The following is a 6,383-nucleotide window of genomic DNA, read 5'->3' as shown; positions in this document are numbered from 1 at the left end:
TGCTCATTCCACTTCCCATGAGTAAGAAAATGGCTCAGTGTCCGTCGGTCTTGTGAATGGCAGCTTTCACGATGGATATCGGTTAACGTTCCAGAAAAACCTCTGGTCATCACACCATCGAGAAAATGAACCATATGGTTCATTACCGGCTTAGAAAAATAAAGTGGGAAACGCCAGGTACGTAAAATATTGTTGATTTCCTGTTGATGTGCTACCCTATACGTAAGAGGCATATAGTCTTCTCCTTTGCGTAAAAGTGGTTGGTGGTACTTCTATTTTTACACAGGGTGAAGAGATATGTCTCTTTTTTATTCAATTGTAAATTTGTGTAAGTGTTTTTGGGCAACTACAGTTACAATTTGAAAATAATGCCTATAAGAGAATAGATAATTACAGTTGAAAATAAGACTGTCATATGAAGTAGGGAATAAATAAACATTGATTTAGCCCATTTCTCTGAATCCATCTTTTTATAACCGAAAATACTTAAGATAAGCCATATAACACTTAAAAGGAGGGCTACTAACATAAGACCGAGACTTAAAGACCCAAAAAGAAAACTTATTGCAATTAAAATGATTAAATAAATATTGGTTTGTATATATGTTCTTTTAACACCTTTGACTACTGGAAGCATAGGAACCTTCGCAGCTTTATACTCATTGTGCTTGCGAATAGCTATGGCATAGAAATGAGGCATTTGCCAGATAATTGTAATCACAAAAAGACCAAGAATAGCAGGATGTGTGACGTCTGGATAAATAGCCGCCCATCCTATTAGAGGTGGCATTGCTCCAGAAATACTTCCAATCTCCGTATTATAAATTGTTCTTCTCTTACTCCACATCGTATAAGGGACAATATAAAAAAACAAACCTAGAAACCCTAGGAATGCTGCTAGAGGAGTTGCTAATGAAAGAGCTACGATTCCGAAGATAGACATAAAGATACCAAGCCATAATACTGTTTTAGGCTTTATTTCTCCTGTCACAGTTGGTCTGTTTTTCGTTCTCTCCATAATAGAATCTATATCTCGATCATATAAGTTGTTAAAAGCTCCAGCTGCACCCATTACTAAAATCGAACCAATCAAAGCAAATATCATTTCCGGCAATTTCTCAAACAGGCTAATCTGATATGTATATAATGCCAATGTTAATCCAGCAAACATCGGAATCAGGTTTGATTTAATAATCCCGATTTTAATAGTTTGCGCCAAAATTTTTGACAAAGTCTGTTTCTTCGTTGTAAGTTTTTTTTCCTTTCGCATTATTCGCTTCTTCCCTTCTTCCCCTCTTCCCCTTTTACTGATTATCTATAATTGTCATAATCCAATTTAGAGTGACATTATTGATGGTTACTTCCGAATTAGAAATACAAAATAAACTTTACATACTTATTAGAATTTATATACTATATGGTATGTTAATGCTATATGGTATGATTGTCAAGAGAGGGAGGAAGAAGAATGGTCAGACGAAGATTAACTCAAGAGGAGCGAAAAAAGGAAACACGGCAATTACTTTTAGAATCAGCTGTTGAGGTCTTTGCTCAATTAGGCTTTCATGGGGCTTCTGTTGATAAAATTGCAGAATATGCTGGATTTAGTAAAGGGGCAGTTTATGCACATTTTCATTCCAAAGAAGAGCTCTTCCTAGCCATATTGGAACAACAAATGAAGTTACATGTGGACAACATCCATCAAGTAATAGACCAACAGCATTCATTTTCACATTTTATTGAAACAATGGATGAATATTTCCTTTCAGTTAGGCAGGAAAATCGAACATGGAACATGCTTAACATGGAATTTCTTCTTTATGCGATGCGTGAAGAATCGGTGCGTCATAAATGGTCTAACATGATAATTGAATCAGTTGAAAAAATTTCAAAGGCCATTGAGAAATTGATGTCGAAAGAGAATTATGAGTCTACTCTAACTCCGAATGAAATGGCATGGACTATTCTTTCGTTAGAAAATGGCATTGCTGTATTATATTATATTAGTGAAGGTCGTATGCCTCATAATTTATATGGAAATGCACTGCAACATATGCTTTTGCCTACTCGTCAGGAAGATTAGAAAATATTCCAATCATAACAGGTGTAAGTATATTAGTTATATTAATCACAAAAAACCTAGTCCTCAAATCGTTGCAGTGACTAGGCTGAGAATTTCGTAATGAATTTTGCGTGTTTATTTTTTGTTTTCATCTTCAAACATTAAGTTTTTATAAATAATATCTTTTAACAACTCCGTATGATTATGCAAAAAAAAGTGATTTCCTTTTAGTTCATAAAATTCAACCTCTTTTTCAGCCATTTCTCTCCAAATATTATTATAGTTTTGGGTAAGCTTATCATCAGAACCCAGGATAATTGTCAGTCCACAATCTATTTTTTTACTTTTATATTCATATTTGTATTCTTCAACAATTCTAAAGTCATTTCTTAATATAGGAAGAAAGAAATTTAGTACATCTTTATGTTTTAGCAAATCGCTTGGTATTCCCCCAAGTTCAACAACTTGCTCTAAAAACGTATCATTATCTAAGTGGGATATCTTAATACTTTTTCTTAACATTGGCGGATTAATTCCACTCAAGAAAAGGTGTTCAGGTGCTTCAGTTTGACTATTTTTAAGCTTGTAATATAATTCATAGGCTATATAAGCCCCCATACTGTGTCCAAATATAGCGTATTTTTCATTACCCTTGCTTAATTTAATTAATTCATACATATCATCAACCGCTTCAACGATATCAGTATAACTATTTTCATTAAATCTTGTACCACGTCCTTTATATTCTAACGGTATAAATTCAATTTTATGTGTATTTTTCAGCCAATCCCTAAAAACTGTTTTTGAAGATCCAGCATATCCTAAGCAAAAAACTTTAATTTCAATTACCTCCTAATAATAAAGTATCTAATTCTACTTGATTGTATTCATGAAATTCAAAATCTCCAATCTCCTTCGTTGAGCATATGGACATATGATAATTATCATGAATGATCTCACTGTGAAAGTAAAACATTGTATTATTACCTTCGTGGTATAAATGAATCTTATTGTTTTTAAATGAAAAATAAAATGAATTTAGAGGTGAGTGCAGTCCGCTACCTCTTGCTTTTAAGTAACTTTCCTTTAAAGTCCATATTCTAAAAAAATTTTCCTTGACATTAGAGGCACTACTTATGTAGTTATACTCTTGTTTTGTAAAAAATCTCATTGCCAGTTCTTCATAGTCTAAGTCAATATACTCCTGGATATCAATACCAACATTTTCATTTGATATAGCAATCGCAATAAATTCACCAGAATGAGATATATTAAACGACAGCCCCTTGCTTGAAAGTAGGTAGGGCTTTCCATATTTTTCGTATGCAAGTTCAATATCCGTTAAATCACGGCTAAGTTCGCGTGAGATAAGATATTTTAAGAATAAGTGACTCAGAAGTGAGCGAATTTTATCACTTTCATTTAAAAACCTAGAGATTTTCTTCTTTGTCTCTCTATTTAACAATGGGTATAAACTCTGGTAATCATTGAGATTACGAGAGCCATCTATACGAATTAGATGTACTTGCATTGATAAGCTCTCCCTAATATTAAGTTATCAATAATAAATGACCTGGCAAGTGAAATATGCAGTACTAATGAACTGTATATTTCTGAGCTTTTAGCGATTTTAAAAAGCACTATGGCAATTAGGGAATTAATTTTCTTAATAATAATTCTATTACGAATATAAATATTTATGTTGATATATTATTGGTAATTGTTGCTATTATATTGTGATATTTTCCTTGGGTTTATTTGGTATTTTAACATCCTTTAAAGAGAAATACAAGAAATAGGAGTTTCAATAACTCTCAACTTACCGTGAGGATTAAGAGAGTCAGCGTCTATCGTCTTACCTTGGACTTTAACTATTTCTTTATCTCCCAATACCGTATCAATAAAAAGTAAAGCAAGCCCATTTTTATGGCAATTTGATCGTAACGAAGATTACTTTTGACTGTATATTTACGGTTATGCTACCTGCTAAGAAACAGAATATCAATTTGGAGGAAGTGGATTTCACTTATGTTATTTGAACGCATCAAAAAAATATCAGAGACAAATCCTGACTCTCCAGCGATATTAACTGGACAAGAGTTAATTTCTTATCAAGATTTTTTATTAGAAGTAGAAAAACTTGCAAACCATTTTAAAAAATGTGGTTTGACTCAAGAAACACCACTAGCTATTGTACTTGGAAAAAATGAAGTGATTTGGACAGCTGTAGTTGCCGCGAGTTACTTGAATGTGCCCGTCATGTTAGTAGATCCTAATTTAAAAGAAGCAGAAATGAACCAAATTATGAAAATGTATCAGACTTGTTTTGAGTTGCGGGAAACGAATGGTTCAGTAGCAGGGGAATATAAAGGAGATGTTATTCAGAAATTAAACTGTTTTGGTAATGAGTTTTTATTAATAAACAGTGGAATGGCTGCAAATTGTTGGAATGAATACATAGGTTCAACAGAAGATCACAGTTACATCGTTCTGCTAACTTCCGGTTCTACTAAAGTGCCATCTGCAGTAGTTAAAACTGTGAAGAGTATCGTAGGAGATGGGGAACGAATCGGACACTCGCTTGGTATCGTTCCGTCAGATCGAGTACTTTGTGCAGCTCCCGTTTATCATGTATTTGGGTTGATATGCGGCTGTTTTGCAACTTTCTTATTATATTGACATAACTAAATGTGACACCGTGATGCAACTATCTAGTTATGCTTTTGATGGAGCAACATTTGATATTTTCGGAGCATTATTAAATGGGGCAAAAATAATAATTGTTCCTAAAGAACGATGTTAAACGTCCGCCAGTTAGCTGATTTAATCGAAAAACAACGTATTTCAGTTATGTTTATTACAACAGCATTTTTTAATGTTCTCGTTGATATTGATATAAGTTGTTTAAAACATGTTCGGAAAATTTTATTTGGCGGAGAGCAAGTTTCAGTTAAACATGTTCGCAAAGCATTTCAATATCTTGGATCTAACAAAATAAAGCACGTATATGGTCCAACAGAGAGCACGGTATTTGCAACATGTTATGACGTTAATGAAATGCAAGAATGATCATGACGAGATGCTAAATGAGTACGTAGACCAAATCACGAATATACAGAGTGAGGGTCCATATGTACTTTTTGGATATTCTGGAGGGGGGAATTTAGCGTTTGAAGTGGCTAAAACAATGGAACAAAGAAGTTCAGGAAATAGCATCCACAATACTTGCAGAGGCTGCTAATTTGGCACATTTAGATGCTCTAGAATGGACGGCTACCCCATATGCGCAAAATAAACGCTGATGTACATGGAGAATTTAACAAACTCAGGATTAGTAGAAGCTAATATTCATAATATAGTTGTTGACACCGTAACGACGTTACTTAAGAAAAAGTGGATAAATACCACATCTAAAGCATATATTGAATATAATGGAATCGGAACACATGATGAGCTACTAAATCCTGAATATATTCAAGAAAACGTAGAGATTATCAAGCAAATTTTGAACAAGATTAAAGATAAAGCTTTTGAGGAGATGGTATAATTTTTGTTTAAATGGGGCTGACCCCATAGTCATTAAGTTAAGGTTCAAAAACTTTTAGTTTTTGAACCTTTTATCTATTCTTTATCTATATAAATTTGCTTTGAGATTTTAACGTTTCAAGAACCGATACACAATACATGGAGGGGCCTATCTCCTTCATGTATTGTGTATTTTCTCACCTCCTTTTCATGTGACATCTAATTCCATGCTATGTGAAAAGGTAAGGACAAGTGTTAGGTTATAGCCTTAATTAAAGATTTTAGTTTTTTTGCTTGCAAATTTTTAAGCTATGAATAAGCTGAAAAACAAGAGTTTGCTTACTGTTGGTGAAGCTGGCATTCTCTCAGATGGTCGTGTAGTAACTTCAAGAGTTTGGTTTATGAATCCTATTATTTTCTGTTATGCTAATAAAGAAAATGGTGTTGTGTTTTTACGTGTCTATTGTTAAAGCCGATGATAAAATCCCCAATATAGCCGGAATAAAATTCCCCAACCTACAATAAGAACCATAGACATCTGAGAGGAGCTATGGTTCATGATTACGAGAGGGGAATTTTTTATGATCAAGGAGTTATACCGGAAAGGAATGTCTATCTCTGACATTGCCCGGCAGTTGGGGATTGATCGAAAAACAGTTCGTAAGTATCTTGGGGAAAACTCCCCGCCTTTGAAAAAGAAACGAACGAGCCGAGGAAGTAAACTAGACCGCTATAAAGACTACTTGCATAAACGCATGATAGAAGATGGTGTGTTTAACAGCGAGAAACTGTATGG

8 protein-coding genes and 3 pseudogenes are annotated in these 6,383 nt (G+C 33.8%); 7 read left to right on the top strand and 4 right to left on the bottom strand.

Annotated features, from left to right (window positions below):
* A pseudogene (locus tag BLR88_RS19190) lies at window positions 1–233 on the bottom strand (IS701 family transposase); the annotation flags it as partial.
* Between the two features lie 119 nt (window positions 234–352).
* Window positions 353–1,270: a heme o synthase gene (gene cyoE / locus BLR88_RS18205; protein ID WP_057899142.1), complete on the bottom strand. Its 918-nt coding sequence runs from the start codon at window positions 1,268–1,270 to the stop codon at window positions 353–355.
* 198 nt (window positions 1,271–1,468) lie between these two features.
* Between cyoE and BLR88_RS18200 the strand changes: the two genes are divergently transcribed.
* Entirely contained in the window at window positions 1,469–2,083 is a 615-nt protein-coding gene (locus BLR88_RS18200) for a TetR/AcrR family transcriptional regulator (RefSeq protein WP_057899141.1), read from the top strand.
* Window positions 2,084–2,197: 114 nt separating this feature from the next.
* Here the strand turns inward: BLR88_RS18200 and BLR88_RS18195 are convergent, their stop codons facing one another.
* The gene (locus tag BLR88_RS18195; protein ID WP_302846674.1) at window positions 2,198–2,902 is read right to left on the bottom strand and encodes a thioesterase II family protein; all 705 of its coding nucleotides are present in this window, start codon (window positions 2,900–2,902) and stop codon (window positions 2,198–2,200) included.
* A gap of 1 nt (window position 2,903) precedes the next feature.
* Entirely contained in the window at window positions 2,904–3,593 is a 690-nt protein-coding gene (locus BLR88_RS18190) for a 4'-phosphopantetheinyl transferase family protein (protein WP_057899139.1), read from the bottom strand.
* A 497-nt stretch (window positions 3,594–4,090) separates the two neighbouring features.
* On the opposite strand from BLR88_RS18190, the pseudogene BLR88_RS20275 reads away from it, so the two are divergent.
* The 6 genes and pseudogenes from BLR88_RS20275 to BLR88_RS18165 all read left to right on the top strand — a co-directional run.
* A pseudogene (locus tag BLR88_RS20275) lies at window positions 4,091–5,131 on the top strand (AMP-binding protein).
* Window positions 5,070–5,207 (top strand): annotated as a pseudogene (locus BLR88_RS20635) (hypothetical protein); the annotation flags it as partial. The pseudogenes BLR88_RS20275 and BLR88_RS20635, both read left to right, overlap by 62 nt.
* Before the next feature lie 25 nt (window positions 5,208–5,232).
* The gene (locus tag BLR88_RS20460) at window positions 5,233–5,364 is read left to right on the top strand and encodes a hypothetical protein (RefSeq protein WP_302846673.1); all 132 of its coding nucleotides are present in this window, start codon (window positions 5,233–5,235) and stop codon (window positions 5,362–5,364) included.
* Between the two features lie 5 nt (window positions 5,365–5,369).
* Entirely contained in the window at window positions 5,370–5,609 is a 240-nt protein-coding gene (locus BLR88_RS18170) for a hypothetical protein (RefSeq protein ID WP_139185030.1), read from the top strand.
* Window positions 5,610–5,898: 289 nt separating this feature from the next.
* Entirely contained in the window at window positions 5,899–6,057 is a 159-nt protein-coding gene (locus tag BLR88_RS19810; RefSeq protein WP_175493685.1) for a hypothetical protein, read from the top strand.
* A gap of 87 nt (window positions 6,058–6,144) precedes the next feature.
* The coding region (locus tag BLR88_RS18165; protein WP_139185029.1) for a helix-turn-helix domain-containing protein at window positions 6,145–6,383 on the top strand (239 nt) is incomplete at its 3' end.

Origin of the sequence: Aneurinibacillus thermoaerophilus (assembly GCF_900099925.1) — a bacterium.
Lineage (GTDB): Bacteria > Bacillota > Bacilli > Aneurinibacillales > Aneurinibacillaceae > Aneurinibacillus > Aneurinibacillus thermoaerophilus.
The sequence above is the reverse complement of the archived record's forward strand: the minus strand, read 5'-3'. Positions and strand labels throughout refer to the sequence as shown.

What these genes read in the sequence shown, in the direction of transcription:
- BLR88_RS19810 (WP_175493685.1), top strand. Translation starts at nt 5,899, where the DNA reads ATGAATAAGCTGAAAAACAAGAGTTTGCTTACTGTTGGTGAAGCTGGC.
- BLR88_RS18170 (WP_139185030.1), top strand. Translation starts at nt 5,370, where the DNA reads ATGGAGAATTTAACAAACTCAGGATTAGTAGAAGCTAATATTCATAAT.
- BLR88_RS18190 (WP_057899139.1), bottom strand. Translation starts at nt 3,593, where the DNA reads ATGCAAGTACATCTAATTCGTATAGATGGCTCTCGTAATCTCAATGAT.
- cyoE (WP_057899142.1), bottom strand. Translation starts at nt 1,270, where the DNA reads ATGCGAAAGGAAAAAAAACTTACAACGAAGAAACAGACTTTGTCAAAA.
- BLR88_RS18200 (WP_057899141.1), top strand. Translation starts at nt 1,469, where the DNA reads ATGGTCAGACGAAGATTAACTCAAGAGGAGCGAAAAAAGGAAACACGG.